The sequence below is a fragment of the Oerskovia jenensis genome (assembly GCF_016907235.1).
In the GTDB taxonomy this organism is placed as follows: Bacteria; Actinomycetota; Actinomycetes; order Actinomycetales; family Cellulomonadaceae; genus Oerskovia; species Oerskovia jenensis.
This window is the reverse complement of record NZ_JAFBBO010000001.1, coordinates 1-23,099: the sequence shown is the minus strand read 5'-3', so window position 1 is coordinate 23,099 and position 23,099 is coordinate 1. Positions and strand designations below refer to the sequence as shown.

Here is a 23,099-nt window from a genome sequence, read left to right as displayed (position 1 = left end):
AGCACGGCCCAGCCCTACGCCGTGCGCAGCTCCACGGTGGCCGTGGCCTGGGTGCCGTCGTTGAGCAGCCGGGCGGCTGCGGCCCCCTGCGCCGCGAGGTCTCGCCACGTCTCACCGAGCCACTGCTCGGCGTCGTACTGGTTGGTGAACGCCGGGCTCACGGGCTTCGTGAGCGCGCGCCCGTCCGCGTCGTCGAGCTCCCACACCCACTGGGGTCGGATCATCGTGCGCCTCCCTCGTGACCGCCCCGCGCAGCGCCACGCGACGAGTCGCGCACCAGGGACCGGTTGATGCTCGCGGCCCAGAACGGGCCGTTGTAGATCATGCCCGTGTAACCCTGCACGAGGTCGGCACCGGCCGCCAGGTAGGCGCGCGCGTCGTCGGCCGTCGAGATGCCGCCCACGCCGACGATCGTGACGTCGGGGCCGAGGCGGCCACGGAGGCGAGCGACGACGTCGAGCCCCCGCGCGAGCAGCGGCGGGCCCGAGAGCCCGCCGGGGCCCAGGTCGTGCCCGATCGTCGTGTTGACCGCGACGACACCGTCGAGGCCGAGCTCGAGCGCGAGGTCGGCGACGGCGTCGACGTCCTCGTCCGCGAGGTCCGGGGCGATCTTGACGAGCAGCGGGACGCGCCGGACGCCGGCCGCACGCGTGGCGTCGTCGGCGGCCTCGCGGACCGCCTGGAGGATGGGGCGCAGGGCCTCGGTCGACTGCAGGTCGCGCAGGCCCGGGGTGTTGGGCGAGGACACGTTGACGACGAGGTAGTCGGCGTGGGGCGCGAGGAGCGCGGCGCTCGTCGCGTAGTCGCCCGCGGCGTCCTGCGCCGGAGTGACCTTGGTCTTGCCGATGTTCGCGCCGATCACGATCGCTCGACCCGACGCCGACCGGCGCAGGGCCTCGAGGCGCTGCGCCGCGGCGGCCGCCCCCTCGTTGTTGAAGCCCATGCGGTTGCGGATGCCGCGCAGCGACAGCTCGCGCCACATGCGCGGCTTCTCGTTGCCGGGCTGGGCGTGCGCGGTCACGGTGCCGATCTCGATGAACGCGAAGCCCAGCATCGTGAGCCCGCGGATCGCCTTCGCGTTCTTGTCGAACCCGCCCGCGAGGCCGAACGGCGCGGGGAACGAGCGGCCGAGCGCCTGGACGCTGCCGGGGCCGTTCGCGCCGCGGCCCAGGTACGGGGCCGCTGCCCCCTGGATCACGTCACCCACGACGGGCGTGCGACCGGCGAGGGAGATGAGCGGGAACACCACCTCGTGCGCCTTCTCGGGGTCCATGTGCTTGAAGACGCCGTTGAAGAGGAGGGAGTACAGCCGGCTCATGCGGTTTCCTTCGGTTCGGTGGTGGAGGTCTGGGGCGGGCGCGTGCGCCACAGCCAGGTGAGGCCCACGACCGGCAGGACCAGCGGCACGAACCCGTAGCCGATCCCGAAGTCGGACCACACCGTGGGCTTCGGGAACGCGGCCGGGTCGAGCAGCGACCAGGCGCCGACGGCGAGCACCCCCACGAGCTCGACCGTCACGGCGGTCCAGGCGACCGTCCGTGACGTCGCCGACCCGCGGGCGAGCGCGATCGTCGCCACGATGTAGACCACGGCCGCGAGCGCCGACAGCCCGTAGGCGACGGGGGCCTCGTGCCAGTCGCGCAGGAGCTGGATCGAGGCGCGCGCGGTCGCGGAGATCGCGAAGATCCCGTACACGAGGACCAGCACGCGACCGAAGCCGCTGCCCGTCCTGCGGGGCGCGTCGGGGACGCCCTGGGCGTCGGGGGCGCCCGACGGCGGCACACCCGTCGCCGGGTCGGGTGCGGTCTCGGGGTTCTCGGGGTGGGTCACGCCATCTCTCCTCAGGCGGTCCAGATCTGCCACAGGCGCCACTCGAGGAACGCGACGGTGATCGCGGCGACCGCGAGCACGACCGAGCTCCAGCGGGAGCGTTCGGCGAACGCCCACACGGCGGCGACGGGCAGGATGAACAGGGCGGTGATCAGGTAGCCCCAGAGCTTCACGGGATCGCTCGCCGAGCTCCCCGTCGCGGCGAGGACGCCCGCGACGATCATCTGCAGGACGATCGCGCCCTCGATGACGGCACCGCCCCAGAGCTGCTTGAGGATCACGGCACGGTCCCGGGCGACGAACCACCCGGCCCAACCGGTGAGGGCCGCGCACAGCGCGACCACGAGGAGGACGAGGGGGAGGACCACGACGCCGAGCCTACCGGCGTCCGGCCCGCGGGCAGGAATCGCCCGCCGCTCGCCGTAGCGGTGGCCTCGTTGCGCGCAGCGGATAGCATCGAGCCGTGGCTGAACTCACTCTCTCCAGCAAGAACCCGACCGGCGTGAAGGTGGATGCGCTCGTCGTCGGGACCCAGACGACATCGGACGGCGTGGCCGTCGTGGGGGACGACCTCCCCCGCGAGGTGGTCGCCGAGCTCGAGTCCCTCGCCCCCGTGCTGGGCATCACCGGTGCGCGCGACGAGGTGCGTACGGTGCCCGCGGGCTCGCACCTCAAGGCCGGTGTCCTGGTCCTGACCGGGCTCGGTGCGCGCGACGAGTCGGGTTCGTTCCCGGCCGAGACGCTGCGGCGCGCGGCCGGAGCCGCGGTGCGTGAGCTCAAGGGCGCCACGTCCGTCGCGGTGGCGCTGCCTGCCGCGGACGAGGCCGAGGTCGCCGCGATCGCCGAGGGCGCTCTCCTCGGGGCGTACTCGTTCACGCGCTACCGGGACGTGCCGGGGACCGCCGGGGCAGCCAAGGCTTCGGGTCCCGTCGCGACGATCGAGGTCCTCACGTCGCTCGCCCGCGGGGCCAAGGCGAAGGCCGCGGTCGAGCGGGCAGCGACCATCGCCGCCGCGGTCCACGCGACGCGCGACCTGGTCAACACCGCCCCGAACGACCTGTTCCCCGCTGCCTTCGCGGACATCGCCAAGGCGGCCGCCAAGGGCACGGGCGTCAAGGTGTCCGTGCTCGACGAGAAGGCCCTCGCGGCCGGAGGCTACGGCGGCATCCTCGCGGTCGGGCAGGGTTCCTCGCGCGGCCCGCGCCTGGTCAAGGTGTCCTACTCCCCCTCGCGTCCGCACGCCAAGGTCGCGCTCGTCGGCAAGGGCATCACGTTCGACTCGGGCGGCATCTCGATCAAGCCCGCCAAGGGCATGGAGGCCATGAAGTCCGACATGGCCGGCGCGGCCGCCGTCCTGCACACCGTGCTCGCGGCCGCGAGGCTCGGCCTGCCCGTGGCGGTGACCGGCTGGCTCTGCCTCGCCGAGAACATGCCGTCGGGCACGGCCCAGCGCCCCTCGGACGTCATCACGATCCGTGGCGGCAAGACCGTCGAGGTCCTCAACACCGACGCCGAGGGTCGCCTCGTCATGGCCGACGGCCTGGTCGCGGCGATCGAGGAGAAGCCCGACGTCGTGCTCGACGTCGCGACCCTCACGGGCGCGCAGATGGTCGCGCTCGGCACGCGGGTCTCGGCCGTCATGGGGTCCGACGACGTCCGCGGCGAGGTCGTCGCGGCGGCCGAGGCCGCGGGCGAGCAGTTCTGGCCCATGCCCCTGCCCGAGGAGCTCGGCGCGTCGATGAGGTCGAAGGTCGCGGACATCGCGAACATCGGCGACCGGTTCGGCGGGATGCTCGTCGCGGGCCTGTTCCTGCAGGAGTTCGTCGGGACCACCCCGTGGGCTCACCTCGACATCGCGGGACCCTCGTTCAACGAGGGCTCGGCGTTCGGCTACACGCCGGTCGGCGGCACGGGCGTGGCGGTCCGCACGCTCGTCGAGCTGCTCGAGGCACGCGCGGCGAAGAAGTAGCCGCCCGGCGGCCGCGCCCTGCGTGGGCCGTCGCAGCGGCGGGAGCGAGCACGACAGGACGGGCGCGACCTTCGAGGTCGGGCCCGTCCGTCGTTCCTGCCTGCGGGTCCCGGCCACGCGCCGGTGTCGTCGGTCGCGGCTTCTGCGGCCGGTCGAGGAGTCGAGATGCGGCCATCCGGGGTCGAGGAGGGACGTCGACCCCCGTTGGCCGCATCTCGTCCGCAGGGAGCATCGGCCGCCCCGCGCAGCACGCACCTGAGGCAGGGTCGGTCCGTGACCGCTGAGTCAGCTCCCGCGGGCGGGCTCAGCGCTTGCGCTGCTTGGAGTTCCAGTCGCGCATGCGCTGGGGGTAGCCCGTGAAGTTCACGTCGTAGACCGGGAGCTCGAGCTGCTCGGCGAGCTTGCGTGCCGCCCTGGCGTCGGGGACACGGCGACGCGTCCACTCCCCCGTGGTCGCGATGAGCATGAGCGTGGTGGGGGTGTCGTTCGTCGGCGGCTCGATGTACGCCTCGACGCCCACGCGGGTGCGCGCGAAGTCGGCGAGGTGCTCGACGGTCGCGCGGCGCTGGTCCGCGGTCGACGGGGCACCGGCGGGCGCGCCGGCACCGTTCGCGGGCTTGCGGGAGAAGAGCTGCGACAGCCTGGACATGGAGGAAGAGTACTTGCTCCCCCTGGAGCGTTCCTGGGATCTGTCTCGGCCTCGGCGGTGGCCGGTGCGTCGCGAGATCGCCGCGCGCAGAGGGAGACGGATCGACGACGGGCCGGCCGGGCTCCTCCGCGTGGCTGTCTTGAGCATCACACGCAGGAGTGAGCGTTCCGATTGGGGTACGCGTGACCGAAGTGCCAAGATGTCACGAGAACATTGCTCTCCCTCTTTTCGTATGCCCCTAAGGAGTTGCACGTGGCCGAGACCGGCACACCTTTCGACGTCCTCGTCCTGGGCGGAGGCAGCGGCGGCTATGCCACGGCGCTGCGTGCCGCCGAGCTCGGCCTGAACGTCGCCCTCGTCGAAGCGCACAAGCTGGGCGGGACCTGCCTGCACAACGGCTGCATCCCCACGAAGGCGTTGCTGCACGCCGCAGAGCTTGCCGACAACGCCCGCGAGGGCAGCGCGTACGGCGTCCTGAGCCAGCTGCAGGGCATCGACATGAACGGCGTGAACGCGTACAAGGACGGCGTCATCGCGGGCCTGTACAAGGGCCTGCAGGGCCTCATCAAGTCGCGCAAGATCACGGTGATCGAGGGCCACGGCACGCTCGTCGCCGCGGACACGGTCGAGGTCGCGGGCCAGCGCTACACGGGCAAGAACGTCGTGCTCGCCACGGGCTCCTACGCCCGTTCGCTCCCCGGTCTGGAGATCGGCGGCCGGGTCATCACGTCCGACCAGGCCCTGACCCTGGACTACGTGCCCAAGAGCGCGATCGTCCTGGGCGGCGGCGTGATCGGCGTCGAGTTCGCGAGCGTCTGGAAGTCGTTCGGCGCCGACGTGCAGATCATCGAGGCCCTCCCGCACCTCGTCCCGAACGAGGACGAGTCGCTGTCCAAGGCTCTCGAGCGCGCCTTCCGCAAGCGCGGCATCGGCTTCACGCTCGGGGACCGCTTCTCGGGCGTCACGCAGGACGACTCGGGCGTGCACGTGACCCTCGAGTCCGGCAAGACCTTCGACGCCGACCTCCTGCTGGTCGCGGTGGGCCGCGGCCCCCGCACCGCCGACCTGGGCTTCGAGGCCCAGGGCATCACCATGGACCGTGGCTTCGTGATCGTCGACGAGCGCCTCCACACGGGCGTCGGCAACATCTACGCGGCCGGTGACATCGTCCCCGGGCTCCAGCTCGCGCACCGTGGCTTCGCCCAGGGCATCTTCGTCGCCGAGCAGATCGCGGGCCTCGACCCGACGCCCATCGTCGAGTCGGGCATCCCCCGCGTGACGTACTGCGAGCCCGAGGTCGCCTCGGTCGGTCTGACCGAGGCCAAGGCCAAGGAGCTCCACGGCGCCGACGGCGTCGAGACGCTCGAGTACAACCTTGCCGGCAACGGCAAGAGCAAGATCCTCGGGACCACGGGCTTCGTCAAGCTCGTCCGCCAGAAGGACGGCCCCGTCGTCGGAGTGCACATGGTCGGCGCGCGCGTCGGCGAGCTCATCGGCGAAGGCCAGCTCATCGTGAACTGGGAGGCGTACCCCGAGGACGTCGCCGCCCTGGTCCACGCGCACCCCACGCAGAACGAGGCGCTCGGAGAGGCCCACCTGGCCCTCGCCGGCAAGCCGCTGCACGCCCACAACTGACCCAACGATCGAAGGAGACCGAGAGGTCATGTCTGACAACGTGCAGATGCCCGCACTGGGCGAGTCCGTCACCGAGGGAACCGTCACCCGCTGGCTCAAGGCCGTCGGCGAGACCGTCGCGATCGACGAGCCCTTGCTCGAGGTCTCGACCGACAAGGTCGACACCGAGATCCCCTCGCCGTTCGCCGGCGTGCTCGAGCAGATCCTCGTCCAGGAGGACGAGACCGTCGAGGTCGGCACCGACCTCGCCGTGATCGGTTCCGGCGCGGGCGCAGCCCCGGCCGCTGCCGAGGCACCGGCCGCTCCCGCCGCCGAGGCCCCCGCCCCGGCCGCCGAGCCCGCCCCCGCCGCCGAGCCGGCCCCTGCGGCCGAGGCACCGGCCGCGGCACCCGCTCCCGCTGCCGAGGCGCCCGCCGCCTCCGGTGGCGAGGAGATCAAGCTCCCGGCGCTCGGCGAGTCCGTGACCGAGGGCACCGTGACCCGCTGGCTCAAGGCCGTCGGCGAGACGGTCGAGGTCGACGAGCCCCTGCTCGAGGTCTCGACCGACAAGGTCGACACCGAGGTTCCCTCCCCCGTGGCGGGCACCGTCCAGCAGATCCTCGTCCAGGAGGACGAGACCGTCGAGGTCGGCACCGTCCTCGCGATCGTCGGCTCGGGCGCAGCAGCACCGGCTCCGGCCGCCGCCGCTCCGGCTCCCGAGGCCGCTCCGGCACCCGAGCCCGCTCCGGCTCCGGCACCCGAGGCCGCTCCGGCCCCGGCTGCTCCCGCAGCGCCCGCTCCGGCTCCGGCAGCAGCCCCCGCCCCGGCCGCTGCTCCGGCAGCAGAGGCACCCGCGGCTCCCGCAGCGCCCGCCTCGCGCGCCACGTCGGGCGCGACCGGTGGCTCGTACCTGACCCCGCTCGTGCGCAAGCTCGCCGCGGAGAAGGGTGTCGACGTCGCGTCCCTCACGGGCACGGGCGTCGGCGGCCGCATCCGCAAGGAGGACGTCCTCGAGGCGGCCGCCAAGGCGGAGGCCGCCAAGGCCCCGGCACCTGCCGCCGCGCCCTCGGGCTCTGCGCCCAAGGCCGCCAGCGTCCCGGCCGTCTCGCCGCTGCGCGGGACGACCGAGAAGATGTCGCGCCTGCGCAAGCTCGTCGCGACGCGCATGGTCGAGGCTCTGCAGACGCAGGCCCAGCTCACGACGGTGGTCGAGGTCGACGTGACCAAGGTCGCCAAGCTGCGCGCCAAGGCCAAGAACGACTTCAAGGCTCGCGAGGGCGCCAACCTCACGTTCCTGCCGTTCTTCACGCTCGCCGCGGTCGAGGCCCTCAAGGCCTACCCGAAGATCAACGCGAGCATCGACGGCGACTCGGTCGTGTACCACCCGCAGGAGAACGTCGGCATCGCGGTCGACACCGAGCGCGGCCTCGTCGTGCCGGTCATCAAGGACGCCGGTGACCTCAACCTCGCCGGGATCGCCCGCAAGATCGCCGACCTCGCCGGCCGCACCCGCATCAACAAGATCGGGCCGGACGAGCTGGGCGGCGCGACGTTCACGATCACGAACACCGGCTCCGGTGGCGCGCTGATCGACACGCCCATCGTCCCCGGCGGCCAGGTCGCGATCCTGGGCACGGGCACGATCGTCAAGCGCCCGGTCGTCGTGACCGACGCGGACGGCAACGAGTCGATCGCGATCCGGTCGATGAGCTACATCTTCCTGTCGTACGACCACCGCCTGGTCGACGGCGCGGATGCAGCCCGCTTCCTGGGTGCGATCAAGAACCGCATCGAGGAGGGCGCCTTCGAGTCCGAGGTCGGTCTCTGACCCTCGGAGCTCGCTGAGCCCACCAGCCGCAGGCCCCTCGACCCGTCCGGGTCGGGGGGCCTGCGGCGTTCGCGGCGGTCTCCGACCTGACGAGTGGCGCGCGGTGCTCCCGGGGGCCGTACCGTGGTCGCATGGACATCGTCGTGGCCGGGTCGCACGGCCTCATCGGTACGGAGCTGCTCGAACGCCTGCGCGAGCGCGGGGACACCGTGCGCCGTCTGGTGCGCCGGCCCCCGCAGACCGCGCACGAGCACTTCTGGGATCCCGACGAGGACGCCCTGGACCCTCGTGCGCTCGAGGGCGCGGACGCCGTCGTCAACTTCGCGGGAGCGGGCGTCGGTGACCACCGCTGGACGACCGAGTACAAGCGCACGATCCTCGAGTCCCGGACGCGCACCACGAACCTGCTCGCGCGCACGCTCGCCCACCTGGACGCTCCCCCGCCGGTCTTCCTCCAGGGCACGGCCGTGGGCTACTACGGCGACCGGGGCGCCGAGGTGCTCACCGAGACGTCCGGGCCCGGCAGGACGTTCCTCGCGCGCGTGGTGAGCGAGTGGGAGGCCGCGACGCGCCCTGCGCAGGACGCGGGGGTGCGGGTCGCTCACCTGCGCACGGGCATCGTCCTGTCGCCCGACGGCGGAGCCCTGTCCCGCATGCTGCCTCTCCTCCGGCTGGGCGTGGGGGGGAAGCTCGGCAGCGGGGCCCAGTACTGGAGCTGGATCACGCTGCGCGACCACGTCTCGGCCGTGCTGCACCTGCTCGACACCGACGTGCACGGCCCGGTGAACCTCACGGGCCCGGCGCCCGCCACGAACGCGGAGGTCACCCGGGCCCTGGCCGCGGCCCTGCACCGACCGGCCGCGCTGCCCGTCCCCTCGGTCGCGCTCAAGGTGGTGCTGGGCGAGTTCGCGTCCGACGTGCTGGGGTCGCAGCGAGCCCTGCCGCGCGTGCTCGAGGCGAGCGGTTTCACGTTCGAGCACCAGGACCTGGCGTCCGCCGCGGAGTGGGTCGTCGCCGGCTGAGCGGGCCGGTCGCCCGGTGCCGGCACCGGCCCGGAGCGCGCGAGCGGAACCGCTTCCGATCAGGTGCGGTCTCGCTCATGCCACGTCGCTCACGCGCCACCCGGCGTCCGTCCACCGCAACGTCAGGCGTGCCGTGGACGGTTCGGTCGCGGCGACCGTCGTGGCCGTGCCGTCGCTCGCCCGCTGGGTGTGCGCGGAGACCGAGTAGGTGACCTCGACCTGGGTCTCGGCCCCGGGTGAGGGGCTCGGCCCCGGGCCGGGCGCAGGGTCCTGAGGATCCTCGCCCGTCTCGACCCGCCGGGTCTCCACCACCGAGGCCCTGGCCCCCTCGATGACGAGCCCGGACGCGGTGACGCGGGCCAGGAGGTCTGCGTCCACGGCCGCGGCGGGAGACCCGGGGGCCAGCACCTCGGCGGGCTCGCGCTCCCCCGTGAGCAGCTCGATGCGGCGTTCGGTGAGCTCGGCGGCCGCGCCGGCCGGGTCGCCCGCCCGCAGGGTGGGGTCGGATCGAGCGTCGTCCGCGGCGTCGACGTGCTCGGCGTCGTGCCGGGCCTGCGCGCCGGCGTCCTCGTCCGCGAGGTGCGAGCGCACGACCAGCCCGCCCCCGACGAGCACCGCGCACACGACCAGGACGAGGCCCGCGACGACCGCGGGGTGTCGCCGAGGCCCAGGGGCCGAGCGACCGCGACCGGCACCGTGCCCTCGCCGTCGCAGCGGCCCCTGCCCACCCGGACCTGCCGGCTCGCGTGCCGTGGGCGACCCCCCGGGCGTGCCCGGGGGGCGCAGGACGGTGTCGTCGGTCGGCCCGTCCGGGCCGGTCGACGACACCACCCGGCGGGGCGAGCCGGTCCTCGGACGCGCGGCGATGGCCGCCGCGGCGAGGCGGGCCCCGTCGGGCATCGCGATCGGCCTCGGGGGCGCCGCCTCGTAGCACAGGGCCCCGAACGTCCCGACCTCCGGACGGGTGCGGGGATCCGCGCGGCAGGCCGTGGCGAGCTCGGCGTGCAGCGCCTCGAGGTGCGGGTCCGACGTCTCGGTGGCGACGTGACCCGGAACCCTCGCGGCGGCAGGGGGTGGCAGGACGCCCGCGACGAGCTCGGCGAGCGAGGCGACGTCGTCGGGCGCGGGCCGTGCGCACAGGTCGAGCGGTGTCCGCAGGACGGCCCGGCCCTCGGCATCCACCAGGACGTCCGAGGCCCCGACCCCACCGTAGGAGAGGCCGCACGCGTGCAGTGCCGCCAGCGCCCGCGACAGCGGCACGAGCAAGGTCACGGCCTCCCCCGCGTCGAAGGGGCCCCGACAGCCCAGCAGCAGCCGCAGGCTGCCTCCAGGCGGCCTCCTGGAGACCAGCACGAGGGCCCCCTCGCCTCCTTCGAGGATCTCCTCGACCTGAGCGAGGTGCTCGTGGTCGAGCAGCCGCAGGGTGTCGAGCCGCTCGACGAGCACGTCCCTCGCCGCAGGCTCGGCGGGGACCGGCACGAGACCCACGTCGTAGGAGCACCCCGCGCCGTCGGAGACGACCCAGCGACCCGGCCGTCCCCGGTCCGGGTCGGGTTCCTCCCCCTGCTCGACGACGACCCACCCTCGTCGTGCCAGCAGCTCCGCGACGGCCGGTGGGGGTGCCGACGGGTCGGCTCTGCCCCGGCCGTTCGCGCGGTAGGGCCGGGGTGCACGCGGCGTGCGGGCGCTCGACATGGCTCCCATCCCAGCAGAGCCCGGCGGTGCGGGGCGGGTTGTCCACAGCCCTGTCCCGCTGCGCTCCGCCCTCCCGGGGCGGTCCTGGCAGGTGCCCGCCCCGTGGGTCCCTGGTGCCCCCGCGCCCGCCCCGTGGGCGTCCCTCGGTGCGGACCCGCGTCAGACCTCGAGGCGCCGCCCGGTCCGCGCGCTCTCGCGCGCCACGTCCAGGACGTGGGCGGTGCGTACCGCGTCGGCGGGATCGACGGGCACCGGCCCGCCGGCCAACCAGGCGGCCACCGCACGGTAGAAGTCCGCGTGGCCCCCCGGCGCACGCGGCACGGGGCTCCGCTCCCGTCCCCGCGTGATCCATCCCTCGGTCCCCTCGGGGGCCGCGTCGTCGAAGACCTCGAAGGGCGACGCGTCGTTCTCGAACGTCGTCACGACGTAGGCCCCGGCGTCGCCGAGCACTCGCGTCCGCGGTCCGGGGGCACCCACGACCGAGGCCGCCCAGAGCCTGCTGACCACCTCGTGCCCGTCCGACGGCGCGTGGTGGAGCGTCAGGAAGACGTCGTCCTCGGTCGGGGTCGTCAGGGCGCGCAGCTCGGCGTACACCGAGCGGACCGGGCCGAAGAGCTGGGTGGCCGAGTCGACGAGGTGCGGGCCGAGGTCGAGCAGGAGCCCGCCGCCCACCGGGTCGTTCTCCTTCCAGCGCTGCTGCGGCACGGGTCGCCACCGTTCCCAGCGACGCTCGAAGGTGTGCACCCGGCCGAGCTCTCCTGACGCGAGCACCGACTGCAGCGTGAGCTGCTCGGGATCCCAGCGTCTGTTCTGGAACACCGTGAAGGGCGTGCCCGCGGCGGTCGCCGTCTCGACCACGTCGGCGGCCTGGGCGCCATCGAGCGCGATGGGCTTGTCCAGCACGAACGGGACCCCTGCGGCGCTGACCTGGGCCGCGTGCTCGGCGTGCAGGGCCGACGGGCTCGCGATCACCACGACGTCGTAGGTCTCCCGGTCGACGAGCAGAGCGGCCAGGTCGTCGTGCAGCCGGACCCCGGGCCAGTCGTCCACGGCCGCGGCGCGCCGCTCGGGGTTCCGGGCGACGACCGCGGTCACGACGAGACCCGCCTCCCGGACCAGGCGGGCGTGGATGCCTCGGCCGGCCCCGCCGTACCCGACCAGTCCGACCCGCGTCGGCCCGCTACCGGGCACACGGTCCTGCGCAGTGGTTGCACTCATGCCGCCCAATCTAGCCGCCGTCCCGGAGCACTCCCGAAGGCTGGCAGAATGTACCGAATTCTCCTGGAACTGTCGTTCTCGGCACGTGTCCGAGTTCGGGAAGGTCGTCCGTTGAGCACCCAGAGCAAGAGCTCGAAGAGCACGAGGAGTGCGCGCCTGCGTCGCGTGCTCCGCATCACCCTCATCGCCCTGGCGTTGGGGATCGTCATCGCCAACGCGGTGAACCAGCCGACGATCGAGGCGAACGAGGCCCCCGCGACAGGGTCCGCCCTGGCGGCTCTCGAGACGCTCGAGGTCAAGGGCGTGGCGGCAGCGACCGGCTACGAACGGGAGAACTTCGGGTCGGCCTGGGCCGACGTGGACGCCAACGGGTGCGACACGCGCAACGACATCCTCGCGCGCGACCTCACCGACCTCACGTACTCGACCCGGGACAAGGGGTGCGAGGTGCGCACCGGGACCTTCGACGACCCGTACACGGGTGAGACGATCAGCTTCGTGCGGGGCAACAGGACGAGCTCCGCGGTCCAGATCGACCACGTCATCCCGCTCATGGACGCCTGGCGCAAGGGCGCCCAGTCCTGGGACGACGAGACCCGTCTGCGCTTCGCGAACGACCCGCTCAACCTCCTCGCGTCCGACGGGTCGGCCAACCAGTCGAAGGGGGCGCGCGACGCGTCGGCGTGGCTCCCGCCCAACCACGGGTTCCGCTGCACGTACATCGCGCGCCAGATCGCCGTGAAGGTGACCTACGAGCTGTGGGTCACACCGTCCGAGCACGACGCGATGGCCACGGTGCTCGAGGGCTGCCCGTCCGAGCCGCTGCCCGCCGGGTCCTGACCGACCCGACGTCGGCGCCCGTGGTGGGGTGCCACGTCGCCGCGCGACGACCCGCACCGTGAAGCGGGTCCCGGGCGAGCCACCTGACGCGAGGCGGCCCGCCCGGGCCCGCAGCTCTCAGGGCGCGCTGCGCCGGAGCGCACCCGGCCACCAGACGACCCGTCCGGCGTCGTGCACCAGGGCCGGGACGAGCAGGCTGCGGACGATCAGGGTGTCGACGAGGACACCGAACGCGACGATGAACGCGAGCTGGGCCAGGAAGAGCAGCGGGATGACGCCGAGCGCGGCGAACGTCGCGGCGAGCACCACGCCCGCCGACGTGATGACCGACCCCGTGACGGCGAGCGCGCGCAGCGTGCCGCGGCGGGTGCCGATGATCCCCGACTCCTCGCGGACGCGGGTCATGAGGAAGATCGAGTAGTCGACGCCGAGCGCCACGAGGAAGCAGAACGCGTAGAGCGGGACGGTCGGGTCCGCACCGGGGAAGTCGAGCACGTGGTTGAACACGATCGCGGACACCCCCAGGGCCGCGCCGAACGAGAGCACGTTGGCGGCCATGAGCAGGACCGGCGCGAGGATCGAGCGCAGCAGCAGCATGAGGATCAGCAGGATCACGACCAGGACGACGGGCACGATGACGCGCAGGTCGTGGTCGCCCGCGATCTGGGTGTCGAGGCGCTGGGCGCTCGCTCCGCCGACGAGGGCGTCGGGAGAGACCTGGTGGACGGCGTCGCGCAGTGCGGCGACGGTCTGCGTCGCGGCGTTGGTGTCGCTCGGGTCCTCCGTCACGACGTCGACGCGCACGTCGCCGTCGATCACGAGGGGCGGGCCCTGTGCGGGGGCACCCGGTGCCCCGCCCGTGCCGCCCTCGGTCACGGCGGCGGCCGACGCGACGCCGTCGGTCGCGGTCGCGGCCTGCAGCACGGCGTCGAGGTCGGCCTCGGGGGCGATCACGATCGCGGGCTGGACGCCCACGCCCCCGAAGTGCTCCTCGAGGACCTGCTCGCCGTCGACCGAGTCGACCTGGGTGAGGAAGACGTCGGAGTCGCTCGTGCCATCCGCCTGGAAGGTCGGGACGAAGGCAGCGCACCCCGCGAGGACGAGCGCGGTGACGATCCACACCGCGCGGTCGCGGCGCCCGACGAAGCTCGCGACGCGGGACCAGATCCCGTGGCCCGCGACGTGCACCTCGACGTCGTGGCTCGCGGCGAGCGCGACGTCACGGGCCGCGGCCCCGGTGACGACCGCTGCGGGACCGGCCTCGACCGCCGCGGGGGCAGCGTCCTCGTCTGCTGCTGCGGGGTCGTAGGCGGGCTTGCGGGGCCAGAAGATCCCGCGCGAGCGCTTGCCCCCGACCACGAGCAGCGCGGGCAGGAACGTGAGCGCGCCGAGGAACGCGGCCGCGATGCCGATGGCCCCGACGGGTCCGAGGCTCCGGTTGGACCCCAGGTCGGACAGCAGCAGGCACAGCAGGCCCGCGATGACGGTCCCGGCCGAGGCGGCGATGGGCTCGATCGAGGCGCGCAGCGCGCGGCGCACGGCCGCGTACGGGCTCTCGACGACGCGCAGCTCCTCGCGGTAGCGCGCCACGACAAGCAGCGAGTAGTCGACCGCGGCGCCCACGACGAGGATCGAGAGGATGCCCTGCGCCTGTCCGTTGAGCGTGAGCGTGCCCGCGTCGGCCAGGAGGTAGACCACGAGGCCCGCGAGGCACAGCGCGAAGACCGCGGTGAGGATCACCATGAACGGCAGGATCGGCGAGCGGTAGACGATCGCGAGGATGATCAGCACGGCGCCGAGCGCGACGAGCAGCAGGACCGTGTCGATCCCGCCGAACGCGTTGACGAGGTCCGCGACGAAGCCCGCGGGTCCGGTGACCCAGGCCTGGAGGCCCGAGTCGGCCAGGACGGTCTCGAGCTCCGCGCGGATCTCGGCGACCACGGCGTTGTTGACGCGCTCGTCGTCGGCCATGAGGTCGGAGGACTGCGACGCGTCGAGCGACGCGACGATCATCGCGGCCTCGCCGTCCTGCGAGGGCACGACGACGGGGGGTGCGGTGAGCGTGTCACCGACGGTCTGGGGGTCCCCCGGTCCGGCGCCGGGCAGCGGGAGCGAGGGCAGGTCGGCGGCGACCGTCCGGAGCGTCTCGAGCTGGGCGGGGGTGACGGCTCCGCCGTCGGTGGGGACCGCGACGACGAGTGCGGGCAGGGACTCGTCGGACACGAACGCCTGTGCCTTCTCGGCCGCACGCGTCGACTCGGCGCTGGACGGCAGGAAGGCCGCGGAGTCGTTGGTCTGGACGGTGCTGAGCTTGCCCTGCGCCTGGCCTCCGACCGCCCCGATGGCGAGCCAGACTCCCAACACTGCGACAATGACCAGGCCTCGGAGCACACCACTCCAGCGATTACTCAGCATGCTGAGTACTATTGACGACGGAGGTCTCAGAAGCAAGTGGACGCAAACCCGGTGAGCAGGGAACCGAAGGACTGGCCGACGGGTCGGCTCCTGTCGGCGGTGACCCGCCGGATCGAGCGTGAGTGGAACCACCACCTCGACGGCTGGGACCTCAACCACGCCTCGATGCCTGTCCTGCTGCACCTCCTCGCGGGCCCCCGCACCCAGCGCCAGCTCGCCGCCGAGTCGCACATCACCGAGCAGACCATGAGCCGCATACTGGCCCGCCTCGAACGCTCGGGGTACGTCACCCGCGAGGACGACGTGAACGACCGGCGTCGGCGAGCCGTCGCGATCACCCCGAGCGGCCGCACCGCCGCGTTCGCCGCCGCGAGCCCGCGTCCCGCCGAGGAGCTGAGCACCCGGGGCCTGACCGACGAACAGATCGCGACCCTGCGTGAGATCCTCATCACCATGGTCGAGGCCCACCCCCGACCGGGTGAGGGCTAGCCTGACCGCATGCACCTGCGCACCGAGGGCCCCGGTCTGACCGACTACCAGGACGCCTGGGACCTCCAGCGCCAGGTCCACCAGGACGTCGTGGACGGGATCGCGCCGGACACCGTGATCCTCGTGGAGCACCCCAGCGTCTACACCGCGGGCAGGCGCACCAACCTCGCCGACCGGCCCGACGACGGCACGCCCGTCGTCGACGTCGACCGCGGCGGGAAGATCACCTGGCACGGGCCGGGACAGCTCGTGGCCTACCCGATCGTCCGGCTCGCCGAGCCCGTCGACGTCGTGGCCTACGTGCGCGCGCTCGAGTCCGCGGTCATGGACGTCTGCACCGCGCTGGGCCTGGCGACCCACCGCGTCGAGGGGCGCAGCGGCGTGTGGCTCGCCGCGACCCCGACCCGGCGCGAGCGCAAGGTCTGCGCGATCGGCGTGCGCGTCGCACGCGGCGTGACCATGCACGGGCTCGCGCTCAACTGCTGCCCCGATCTCGGGGAGTTCTCCCGGATCGTGCCGTGCGGCATCTCCGACGCCGACGTCACGTCCCTGACGCTCGAGACCGGCCGACGGGTCACGATCGACGAGGCCACGCCGCTCCTGGTCGCCGCGCTGCACGAGCACCTGGGACCGCTCCTCGCGGCCGCCGAGGCGACCGCCGCGACCGACACGCCCCCCACGCCCGTCCCCGCTGCCGGCTCGGCCGGCTAGCGCACACCAGGCGCGTCGCCCTCTCCCCTTCGGGGGCCGTCACCGCTAGAATGGGCCTCACCTCAAGGGAAACAGTGCGCAACCGGAGTACGGGTGGGTCGGTGCGCGGAACGGTTGACCCCTGAAGGACCCTCATGACCCGCACTCCCAGTCCCCTCGCGCCCGCGCGCCCCGACGTCACCGGCGGCGCGCCCGGCGCCCCCGCACAGGCTCCCGAGCCCTCGGAGCCCCGCCGCGGCACGCTCGCCACGTACGGCGAGCTCCCCCGCCTGGCCGGCAAGGCGTTCCTGCCCATCGCGTTCCTCGCGCGCCTGCCGTTCTCGATGATCACGATCGGCACCCTGCTCCTGGTCACGACGACCACGGGCTCGCTCGCTCTCGGCGGGCTCGCGAGCGCGGCCGCCGCGGTCGGCACCGCGCTCGGCGGCCCGACCCAGGGATCCCTCGCGGACCGGGTCGGGCAGCGCACGGTGCTCCTCGTCGTCGTGCCGCTGAACGTCCTGGCCGTCGTCGCGCTCGTCCAGGCTGCGAGCACCGGCGCTCCGTCGGGCGTGATCCTCGGCGCCGCGGCGCTCGTGGGCGCGTTCGCCCCCCAGGTGGGGCCGCTCGCGCGCGTGCGCTGGATCGCCATGACCCAGCACCGCCCTCGCACGCTGCTCGCCGCGATGGGCTACGAGAGCACGGCCGACGAGATCGGCTTCGTGCTCGGCCCGGCCCTCGTCGGCATCCTCGCGAGCGTGTGGTCCCCACAGGCCGCGATGCTGTTCGCCGCCGCGGTGTGCGCGATCTTCGGCCTGGCCTTCGCGCTGCACCCGACCGCGACCCCCGGCGCCCCTCGCCCCTCGCACGCCGAGCAGCTCGCCTCGGGCGCAGAGCCTCATGGCTCGTTCGTCGGCCTGTTCCGGCGTGTCCTGGTCCCGGTCCTCGGGATGCTCGCGATGGGCATGCTGTTCGGCAGCACCCAGACGGCCGTCACGTCGTTCATGCGCGATGCGGGCGCCGAGGAGCAGGCCGGCCTGATCTACGCCGTCCTGGGCTTCGGGTCGGCCATCACGGCGCTCGCCGTGGTCGCTCTGCCCGCCCGCTTCAGTGCACGCTCGCGCTGGGTCTCGTTCGCCACGGGTCTGACGGTGACCGCGGTCCTCCTGCTCGTCGCGGGCGGCAGCGGGTCGCTCGGGACCCTCATCGGTGCGCTCGCGCTCCTGGGTCTGTTCGTGGGGCCCGTCATGGTCACGATCTTCACGGTCGGCGGCGACCTCAGCCCGAGCAGCCGCAGCGGGGCCGCGATGACCATGCTCGCGAGCGCGAACGTCGTGGGCGTCGCGCTCGGCGCGAGCGTGGGCGGCCAGATCGCCGAGGGCGTCGGGACCGCGGCCGCGTTCGCACTGCCGGCCGTCGCGGCCGTGCTGCTCGTCGTCACGGGCCTGTCGCTCAGGTCACGTCCCGCCCGCGTGGACACCACCGCCCTCCCGGAGGCTCCTGGCGTAGTCTGACTTTCACCCGATACCGGGCACGACTCCAGGGGGCCACCGCCCACCACGGACTGGGAGACACCGCGTGACGATCGCACCTGAAGGGCGGCGCATGCTGCGGGTCGAGGCCCGCAACTCTGCGACACCCATCGAGAAGAAGCCCGAGTGGATCAAGACTCGAGCGACCATGGGACCCGAGTACACCGAGCTCAAGGGCCTCGTGCGCAAGGAGGGCCTGCACACGGTGTGCGAGGAGGCGGGCTGTCCCAACATCTTCGAGTGCTGGGAGGACCGGGAGGCCACGTTCCTCATCGGCGGCGACCAGTGCACGCGGCGCTGCGACTTCTGCCAGATCGACACGGGCAAGCCGGCCGACTTCGACGCGGACGAGCCGCGCCGCGTCGCCGAGTCGGTCCAGGCCATGGGTCTGCGCTACTCGACCATCACGGGCGTCGCGCGCGACGACCTGGCCGACGGCGGCGCGTGGCTCTACGCCGAGACCGTGCGCCAGATCCACGCGCTCAACCCGGGCACGGGCGTCGAGCTGCTCATCCCGGACTTCAACGCGATCCCCGAGCTGCTCGACGCGGTCAACGAGTCGCGTCCCGAGGTGCTCGCGCACAACGTCGAGACCGTGCCGCGCATCTTCAAGCAGATCCGGCCGGGCTTCCGCTACGAGCGCTCGCTGTCCGTCATCACGCGGGCCCGTGAGGCCGGTCTGGTCACCAAGTCGAACATCATCCTCGGCATGGGCGAGACGATCGAGGAGGCGAAGGAGGCGCTCCAGGACCTCCACGACGCGGGCTGCGACCTCATCACCATCACGCAGTACCTACGCCCGTCACTGCGCCACCACCCGGTCTCGCGCTGGGTCAAGCCCGAGGAGTTCGTCGAGCTCTCGGACGAGGCCGAGCGCATCGGGTTCCTCGGCGTCATGTCCGGCCCGCTGGTCCGTTCCTCGTACCGCGCGGGCCGCCTGTGGGGCCAGGCCATGAAGCGTCGCGGCATGGAGATCCCGGCCGCGCTCGCGCACCTGACCGAGCCCACGACGGCCCGCCAGGAGGCCGCGAGCCTGCTGGCCCGCTGACCTCCCGGGGTCCTGATCGGCCCGAGCCGGGCCCCGCTCCCGTTCCCCCGCCGACGTGCGAGAGAATCGGGGGCGGGGCCCGGCCCGCCGCCGTCCCCGCCCCTTCACCGGAGCACTCTCCGCCACCACTAGACTGAGGCACCATGGCCCGCAACAAGAGCACCGACCCCTCGACCGGGGTCGACGGCACCAAGCCGAAGAAGCAGAAGAAGCAGCGCTGGTACCACCAGGTCTGGGACGCGTACAAGATGACGCGCGCCGAGGACCCGGCGGTCACGTGGATCATGCTCGGCGTGTTCGTCGGCATCCTCGCGGTCGCGATCGGTATCGGTCTGGCGTGGGGCCCCTGGGTCTACACCCTCATCGTGGGTCTGCCGTTCGCGTTCCTCGGCTCGCTGTTCGTCCTGACGCGTCGCGCCGAGACCGCGGCCTACAGCCGTATCGACGGCCAGCCCGGTGCGGCCCGCGCCGCGCTCGGCACGATCCGCCGCGGCTGGACGTTCGACGACGAGCCCGTCGCCCTGACCCCGCAGCAGGACTTGGTGTTCCGCGGCGTCGGGCGCCCCGGCGTCGTGCTCGTGGGCGAGGGCCCCACGCACCGCGTGACCAAGCTGCTCGACGGCGAGAAGCGCCGCATCACGCGCGTCCTGCCCAACGTCCCGGTCACCACGATCCAGTGCGGCAACGGCGAGGGGCAGGTCCCGCTCAAGAAGCTCGCGCGCACCGTGCAGAAGCTGCGCCCGACGCTCACGAAGCCGGAGACCGCGGAGGTCCTCAAGCGCCTCAAGGCGCTCGGCGGCGCCAAGCTGCCCATCCCCAAGGGCATCGACCCCACGCGCGCCCGCCCCGACCGCAAGGGCATGCGCGGGCGCTGAGCCCCGCACCGCCTGGCACCCGGCCCGTCCGTCACCTCCTGGTGGCAGGCGGGCCGTCGTGCATCTCCGTCCCGCGCCGACGGCGCCGCGCCGACGCCGCAAGGAGCCCCGTGCACGACCCGTACTGGAACCACAACACCCACTACCTCCCCGTCCTCGCGAGGCTCGTTGGCCCGGGGACGCGCACCGTGCTCGACGTGGGCTGTGGCGAGGGACTGCTGACGCGGCGCCTCCGCGCGGCCGGGGCGGGCTCGGTCCTGGGGCTCGACGTCGACGCCGAGCAGGTGGACCGTGCGCGCCGCGCCGCCGGGGGCTCCCCCGAGCAGACCGGGCTCGACTACGTCGCGGGCGACGTCCTGTCCCCGCTGCCCGAGCTCACCCGGCCTTTCGACCTCGTCACGAGCGTCGCGACGCTGCACCACCTCCCGCTCGACGCGGGACTTCGGCGCCTGCGCGACCTGGTCGCCCCGGGCGGGACGCTCGCCGTCGTGGGGCTCACCCGGCCGCGCACCGCCTGGGACCGGGCGGTCAGCGCGGCTGCCGTCCCCGCCGCGAGGATCGCCCGACGGCGCCGCGGCGAGTGGGAGCACGGCGCACCGATCGCGGAGGTCACCACGAGCCACGCCGAGGTGCGTGCGGCAGCACGGGAGATCCTGCCCGGTGCACGGCTGCGCCGCCGGCTCTACTGGCGGTACACGCTCGTGTGGCGCGCGCCCCAGGCTCGCGGGGGCTCGGGCGGGCCCGGTCGCTGAGGCGAGCGGCGCCGTCGGGCACCGTTCCCGGCATGCGCGGCGCGAGCGCCTCAGGCGCGGACGATGACCGTGCCCGCGGCCTTGTCGTGCATACCGCGACCGTCGCCGTCCCACACCACGGCCGGGACGACCAGGCACAGCAGGAACGTGCGCACGAATCCACGCCAGAGGCCGACCATGCGACCCTCGCCGCCCAGGACCCGCACCTGCAGACCCAGGACACGGTGGCCGACCGTGTAGCCGAGCGTGCTCACCAGGAGCAGGTTCTCGACCGCGAACACGCCCAGGGTCGCCATCGAGTTCGCGTCGAAGACCAGGTAGCTGATGAGCAGGCACAGCACCCAGTCGACGACGAGCGCGACCGCGCGACGGCCGACCGTCGCCAACGAACCGGGACCGTCGGACGGCAGGCCGAGGCGACCGCCTCGACCGCTCTGCCCACCGGTCGGCGTACCCTCGAGCCAGGAACCCACATCTTCACGCGACACCACGGCACCAGCCTACGTGCCGCCGCGAGGGGTTCCGGCGCCCGCCCGGTTCGTCCCCGTACAGGGAGCCCCACCCGGCCACGTCCACGGTCCACGCGGGCCCCGACGCGGCGACGTCACACGGCACGCCGCCGCGTAACACGGCCGAAACACTCGGTACACGGTGGGGAAACCCCTGGGGCCTAGGTTCGAGGCGCCACTGGAGGTACGGCCAGAGGACCCACTACCAAGGAGTTACGGATGTTCAAGAACGCGGAGGAGGCAATCGCCTTCACCCGGAACGAGGACGTCGAGTTCGTCGACGTCCGGTTCTGCGACCTGCCGGGCGTCATGCAGCACTTCAACATCCCGATCTCGCAGTTCGCCGAGTCCGCCTTCACGGACGGCATGATGTTCGACGGGTCCTCGATCCGCGGCTTCCAGGCGATCCACGAGTCGGACATGAAGCTCATCCCTGACGTCACGACCGCCTACATCGACCCGTTCCGCAAGCGCAAGACGCTCATCGTGAACTTCTCGATCGTGGACCCCTTCACCGACGAGGCGTACTCGCGCGACCCGCGCAACGTCGCCTTCAAGGCAGAGGCGTACCTGCGCAGCACCGGCATCGCCGACACCGCGTTCTTCGCCCCCGAGGCCGAGTTCTACATCTTCGACGACGTCCGGTTCAAGACGAGCCAGAACGAGTCGTACTACCACCTCGACTCCAAGGAAGCGGCCTGGAACACCGGCCGCGCCGAGGAGGGCGGCAACCTCGGCTACAAGACCCGCTACAAGGGCGGCTACTTCCCCGTCTCCCCCAACGACCAGATGGCCGACCTGCGCGACGAGATGTGCGCAGTCCTCGACCAGGTCGGCCTCGACGTCGAGCGCGCGCACCACGAGGTGGGCACCGCCGGCCAGCAGGAGATCAACTACCGCTTCTCGACGCTGACCGCAGCGGCCGACGACCTGATGAAGTTCAAGTACGTCATCAAGAACGTCGCCTGGGAGGCCGGCAAGTCCGCGACCTTCATGCCGAAGCCCATCTTCGGTGACAACGGCTCGGGCATGCACTCGCACCAGTCGCTCTGGAAGGACGGCGAGCCCCTCTTCTACGACGAGAAGGGCTACGGCGGCCTGTCCGACCTCGCCCGCTGGTACATCGGCGGCCTCCTCAAGCACGCGCCCGCGCTGCTCGCGTTCACCAACCCGTCGGTCAACTCCTACCGTCGCCTCGTGCCCGGCTACGAGGCCCCCGTCAACCTGGTCTACTCGGCCCGCAACCGCTCCGCGTGCATCCGCATCCCCGTGACGGGCAACAACCCCAAGGCGAAGCGCGTCGAGTTCCGCGTCCCGGACCCGACGGCCAACCCCTACCTGGCGTTCGCCGCCCAGCTCCTCGCGGGCATCGACGGCATCAAGAACCGCATCGAGCCGCCCGAGCCGGTCGACAAGGACCTGTACGAGCTGCCCCCCGAGGAGCACGCTGCGATCCAGCAGGTGCCCGGCTCGCTCGAGGAAGCCCTCGACGCCCTCGAGGCCGACCACGACTTCCTGACCGTCGGGGACGTCTTCACCCCCGACCTCATCGAGACGTGGGTCGCGTACAAGCGCGAGCACGAGGTCGACCCGATCCGTCTGCGCCCGCACCCGCACGAGTTCGAGCTGTACTACGACCTCTGATCGTCGGTGCTCGTGGTGGTAGTCGCGAGCTCCTGACCTGCAGTGATGGCACCCCGGCCGCCCGACGTGGCGACCGGGGTGCCACACTTGTGCCACACGATCGGCCGACGCCACATCTCACCCGGTCGGCGACTGCACCAGGGCACGGGACCGGCACCGTCCCCGCCATGCACCCCCGGACCACTCCCCTGCCCCCGGTCGAGCTGAGCGATCCCGTGTGGAGGCCCGCACCAGGCCGATCAGCGCGGCACGCCGGGCCCGCCCGGCGCCTGCCGTCCGACGGAGCGCTCACACGTCGCGCGCGCCGATGACGCGTGAAGCCGCACTCGCGGAGATCGCCGCAGGGCACCAGCGATGAGCAGCACCCGAACCCGCAGCACCGGCAGCCGGATCGGCGCCGGCCACGTCACCCTGTACTCGCCGACCGACCGGCGCCCCCACTGTCGACTGGACTACGTCGACCGCGACGGATGCCGCTGT

At 73.0% G+C, this 23,099-nt stretch carries 21 protein-coding genes; 12 read left to right on the top strand and 9 right to left on the bottom strand.

Annotated features, from left to right (window positions below):
- Positions 1–14 precede the first annotated feature (14 nt).
- From JOD49_RS00105 to JOD49_RS00090, 4 genes are read right to left on the bottom strand one after another with little or no spacing between them, the layout of a single operon-like run.
- Positions 15–224, bottom strand: coding sequence for a hypothetical protein (locus tag JOD49_RS00105; protein WP_205305443.1), 210 nt, complete (start codon positions 222–224; stop codon positions 15–17).
- A complete protein-coding gene (locus tag JOD49_RS00100) occupies positions 221–1,318 on the bottom strand; it encodes a quinone-dependent dihydroorotate dehydrogenase (protein WP_205305442.1) in 1,098 nt (365 codons plus the stop codon). Before JOD49_RS00100 ends, JOD49_RS00105 begins: the two co-directional genes overlap by 4 nt.
- On the bottom strand, positions 1,315–1,830 hold the full coding sequence (locus JOD49_RS00095; RefSeq protein WP_372441174.1) for a hypothetical protein: 516 nt from the start codon (positions 1,828–1,830) through the stop codon (positions 1,315–1,317). The genes JOD49_RS00100 and JOD49_RS00095 overlap by 4 nt, the downstream gene beginning before the upstream one ends.
- A gap of 11 nt (positions 1,831–1,841) precedes the next feature.
- The gene (locus tag JOD49_RS00090) at positions 1,842–2,198 is read right to left on the bottom strand and encodes a hypothetical protein (protein ID WP_138824228.1); all 357 of its coding nucleotides are present in this window, start codon (positions 2,196–2,198) and stop codon (positions 1,842–1,844) included.
- 95 nt (positions 2,199–2,293) lie between these two features.
- On the opposite strand from JOD49_RS00090, the gene JOD49_RS00085 reads away from it, so the two are divergent.
- A complete protein-coding gene (locus JOD49_RS00085) occupies positions 2,294–3,799 on the top strand; it encodes a leucyl aminopeptidase (protein ID WP_205305441.1) in 1,506 nt (501 codons plus the stop codon).
- A 304-nt stretch (positions 3,800–4,103) separates the two neighbouring features.
- On the opposite strand, the gene JOD49_RS00080 is transcribed toward JOD49_RS00085, so the two are convergent.
- Complete coding sequence (locus JOD49_RS00080; protein ID WP_205305440.1) at positions 4,104–4,448, bottom strand: oxidoreductase; 345 nt, start codon at positions 4,446–4,448, stop codon at positions 4,104–4,106.
- A 252-nt stretch (positions 4,449–4,700) separates the two neighbouring features.
- On the opposite strand from JOD49_RS00080, the gene lpdA reads away from it, so the two are divergent.
- The 3 genes from lpdA to JOD49_RS00065 all read left to right on the top strand — a co-directional run bounded on the left by lpdA (position 4,701) and on the right by JOD49_RS00065 (position 8,912).
- Entirely contained in the window at positions 4,701–6,083 is a 1,383-nt protein-coding gene (lpdA, locus tag JOD49_RS00075; protein ID WP_205305439.1) for a dihydrolipoyl dehydrogenase, read from the top strand.
- Positions 6,084–6,111: 28 nt separating this feature from the next.
- Positions 6,112–7,890, top strand: a complete 1,779-nt coding sequence (gene sucB, locus JOD49_RS00070; protein WP_205305438.1) for a 2-oxoglutarate dehydrogenase, E2 component, dihydrolipoamide succinyltransferase — start codon at positions 6,112–6,114, stop codon at positions 7,888–7,890.
- 131 nt (positions 7,891–8,021) lie between these two features.
- Positions 8,022–8,912, top strand: coding sequence for a TIGR01777 family oxidoreductase (locus JOD49_RS00065; RefSeq protein WP_205305437.1), 891 nt, complete (start codon positions 8,022–8,024; stop codon positions 8,910–8,912).
- 75 nt (positions 8,913–8,987) lie between these two features.
- Here JOD49_RS00065 and JOD49_RS00060 read toward each other — a convergent pair whose 3' ends face one another.
- Together JOD49_RS00060 and JOD49_RS00055 are read right to left on the bottom strand one after the other, a co-directional pair.
- The gene (locus JOD49_RS00060; protein ID WP_205305436.1) at positions 8,988–10,607 is read right to left on the bottom strand and encodes a hypothetical protein; all 1,620 of its coding nucleotides are present in this window, start codon (positions 10,605–10,607) and stop codon (positions 8,988–8,990) included.
- Between the two features lie 159 nt (positions 10,608–10,766).
- Positions 10,767–11,825 (bottom strand): Gfo/Idh/MocA family protein, encoded by a 1,059-nt coding sequence (locus tag JOD49_RS00055; protein WP_205305435.1) that lies wholly within the window; start codon positions 11,823–11,825, stop codon positions 10,767–10,769.
- A 111-nt stretch (positions 11,826–11,936) separates the two neighbouring features.
- Here JOD49_RS00055 and JOD49_RS00050 point away from each other — a divergent pair, with 111 nt between their 5' ends.
- On the top strand, positions 11,937–12,665 hold the full coding sequence (locus JOD49_RS00050; protein ID WP_239525109.1) for an HNH endonuclease family protein: 729 nt from the start codon (positions 11,937–11,939) through the stop codon (positions 12,663–12,665).
- 117 nt (positions 12,666–12,782) lie between these two features.
- On the opposite strand, the gene JOD49_RS00045 is transcribed toward JOD49_RS00050, so the two are convergent.
- A complete protein-coding gene (locus JOD49_RS00045) occupies positions 12,783–15,080 on the bottom strand; it encodes an MMPL family transporter (protein ID WP_205305433.1) in 2,298 nt (765 codons plus the stop codon).
- A 51-nt stretch (positions 15,081–15,131) separates the two neighbouring features.
- Between JOD49_RS00045 and JOD49_RS00040 the strand changes: the two genes are divergently transcribed.
- The 6 genes from JOD49_RS00040 (at position 15,132) to JOD49_RS00015 (ending at position 20,466) form a co-directional block, all read left to right on the top strand.
- Positions 15,132–15,569, top strand: coding sequence for a MarR family winged helix-turn-helix transcriptional regulator (locus tag JOD49_RS00040; protein ID WP_246857616.1), 438 nt, complete (start codon positions 15,132–15,134; stop codon positions 15,567–15,569).
- Between the two features lie 9 nt (positions 15,570–15,578).
- Positions 15,579–16,280, top strand: a complete 702-nt coding sequence (gene lipB / locus JOD49_RS00035; RefSeq protein WP_205305432.1) for a lipoyl(octanoyl) transferase LipB — start codon at positions 15,579–15,581, stop codon at positions 16,278–16,280.
- Positions 16,281–16,414: 134 nt separating this feature from the next.
- Complete coding sequence (locus JOD49_RS00030; RefSeq protein ID WP_205305431.1) at positions 16,415–17,773, top strand: MFS transporter; 1,359 nt, start codon at positions 16,415–16,417, stop codon at positions 17,771–17,773.
- Between the two features lie 64 nt (positions 17,774–17,837).
- Positions 17,838–18,839 (top strand): lipoyl synthase, encoded by a 1,002-nt coding sequence (gene lipA, locus JOD49_RS00025; protein WP_205305430.1) that lies wholly within the window; start codon positions 17,838–17,840, stop codon positions 18,837–18,839.
- A gap of 143 nt (positions 18,840–18,982) precedes the next feature.
- Positions 18,983–19,714, top strand: a complete 732-nt coding sequence (locus JOD49_RS00020) for a DUF4191 domain-containing protein (RefSeq protein ID WP_205305429.1) — start codon at positions 18,983–18,985, stop codon at positions 19,712–19,714.
- A gap of 110 nt (positions 19,715–19,824) precedes the next feature.
- Positions 19,825–20,466 (top strand): class I SAM-dependent methyltransferase, encoded by a 642-nt coding sequence (locus tag JOD49_RS00015; protein WP_205305428.1) that lies wholly within the window; start codon positions 19,825–19,827, stop codon positions 20,464–20,466.
- A gap of 50 nt (positions 20,467–20,516) precedes the next feature.
- Here the strand turns inward: JOD49_RS00015 and JOD49_RS00010 are convergent, their stop codons facing one another.
- On the bottom strand, positions 20,517–20,957 hold the full coding sequence (locus JOD49_RS00010; protein WP_205305427.1) for an RDD family protein: 441 nt from the start codon (positions 20,955–20,957) through the stop codon (positions 20,517–20,519).
- 237 nt (positions 20,958–21,194) lie between these two features.
- On the opposite strand from JOD49_RS00010, the gene glnA reads away from it, so the two are divergent.
- Positions 21,195–22,619: a type I glutamate--ammonia ligase gene (gene glnA / locus JOD49_RS00005; RefSeq protein WP_205305426.1), complete on the top strand. Its 1,425-nt coding sequence runs from the start codon at positions 21,195–21,197 to the stop codon at positions 22,617–22,619.
- The last annotated feature ends 480 nt before the right edge of the window (positions 22,620–23,099 follow it).